1 protein-coding gene and 1 pseudogene are annotated in these 2173 nt (G+C 32.2%); one reads left to right on the forward strand and one right to left on the reverse strand.

From position 1 onward, the window contains the following. A partial coding sequence (locus tag ACFIKE_RS09750) for an NAD(P)H-dependent glycerol-3-phosphate dehydrogenase (protein ID WP_375649629.1) occupies positions 1 to 281 on the forward strand: 281 nt, incomplete at its 5' end. 1781 nt (positions 282 to 2062) lie between these two features. Here the strand turns inward: ACFIKE_RS09750 and ACFIKE_RS09755 are convergent. After that, a pseudogene (locus tag ACFIKE_RS09755) lies at positions 2063 to 2173 on the reverse strand (enoyl-[acyl-carrier-protein] reductase FabI); the annotation flags it as partial.

Raw genomic sequence — 2173 nt, forward strand, 5'->3', positions numbered from 1 at the left:
GCTTAGGTGATCTGGTTTTGACATGTACTGATAATCAGTCGCGTAATCGCCGTTTTGGAATACTTCTTGGTAAAGGAGTAGATATCAAAGAAGCGGAAAAACAAATTGGTCAGGTTGTGGAAGGGTACTTAAATACCAAGGAAGTACATACGTTGGCGCAACGTATTGGGATAGAAATGCCCATTGTAGAACAAATTTATCAAATTCTCTATTGTGGTAAAAACATAACTGAAGCGGCGAACGCATTACTAAGCCGTACTCTTAAGGATGAAATACAATGATATCCTGTTTTTTTAAATAATTTCAATTGTAAAAAATAGAAACATGCTATGATAGGCATATAAAATAGATTGTATTGATGGTTGTATAAGACAGTCATATTCTAGGAAATTATAGATTCATATCATTCGATTCTTTATGAAACATGGATGAAATATAAAAGTTTTGGCTTTTGTCTAAAAACTATCTCTTTGAAAATAAATTATCGTTTCCACTTACACATGTTTATGTAATATAATGAATTTATGCAATGTAATGAACAAGATATTTTGATTTTCTCTTAAATTCATCTCACAATGATATTTGCAAACAGAATAATACAAGACTCATTAGGTGGAAGCATCTTATTTATTAACGTATAAGCTAAAAATATCATTGCTATTATCCAATTTTCAATATTATTTGCTGCGTGTAACAGCGTTTATATCTCGATAGGGGCAGGGATATCGTGTGTCTCTGTTTGTGTAATTCTTTAAAACAAGAAGACAATCTAATTTGGGAAGAAGATGAAATTTTAAAGATGAAAACCAGTTTCCATTTCTACCTTCATTTTTAAATTCAGTTTTACGCGCTTGTTTTAAAGAGACCTCTCTTAAAACTCCCAAGCCCAATTCGCGACGGTGACCGTAAATAGTGTAACGATAAAGCCATTGTGCACGTCCCCATCTTTATGTTTATGAAGGAGGAAGCCGAGCATCATCACACATCCTACCTTGAGACAGCTCTTGGCACTTGAGCCTGTTCCGTAGAGATGTTTACGCCTTTTATTTTCTCACATGTCAATTCTGTTTTTTATATGCAAGAAATGACTTTTGGAATTATAAATTTGAAAATCTAAAATTGAAAAAATGTTATTGTACTTATTTGTGGCTGTCATTTAAACTGAAAAAATAATGTGATTATAAAGATAAAAAATTGATTTATATGAATAATTCATTTTATTTTTGTATTGAATTAATTAAAAATATGTGTTTGCTTGTCACAAGCGGGTTAGTATGTGGATAAAAATTATTAAAAATACTTCTAATGAATCATCTCAAGCATCAAGGGGTGTTTCAACATTAGAACATGGCAAGTAAAATGATGGTGTCGGTTTGTCATTTTTATAAACATTAAAATGGTGGAGCAAAAAGGATTTATGTACTTCACGGGGATTTTTATACGTTCTACAGATACCATTGTGAAATGGAATTGCGTGTACTGAGAGATATCTTTTAAAAAAATGCATGAAGGAGCAACAGCCGTAGTGTTTTTGGGCGTTCTATTTTACCTGACATATCAGAGAAATGCTTTCATTAAAGAACGAGAAAATAAAGGTGTGAGGTAAAGCGTAACCTCCCTTATTTAAAAAAATATTGTGTGGGTGCTTTTAAAATTGTAAAGCCTCATTAAAGAATAATAGTCAGATTAATGATTGATTTCTTTACGCCTTCATATTCTTCCTAAATTAGATTGCCTTTGCGTTTCAAGAATAAATAAAACGGTAGGCAATATTTTTTTCAATCTGGTATACAAAAGCTGAAGCTAAGGATTTTAATAATCCCCTAATCTCTGTTTCACACTGCGAGGGCTGGGGGTTGATTTATAAGCAACAGCAAAAGCGTATGCTTTAGTAAGGTAAATAACGTCATAAAATACAAAATTTATCAACCATGGATTGAAGAAATATTCCGGATTTTTATGAAACACTTTGCAAAACAAGGTATCTGGTTTTGTATTAGACTTATTCTTATAAAGACCTGCACACGTGCCTTACGTCATATTTTTCTAAGTGCGATGATTTTTATCCTTCCTGAGTATCATCACTTTTTTTCAGCTCTTCAAGTATTGGCATAGACATGATGTTATAGCCTGAATCAACATAATGGATTTCACCTGTAACACCTGATGATAA

The sequence above is a fragment of the Bartonella sp. MU70NMGDW genome (assembly GCF_042194085.1).
GTDB lineage: Bacteria > Pseudomonadota > Alphaproteobacteria > Rhizobiales > Rhizobiaceae > Bartonella > Bartonella grahamii.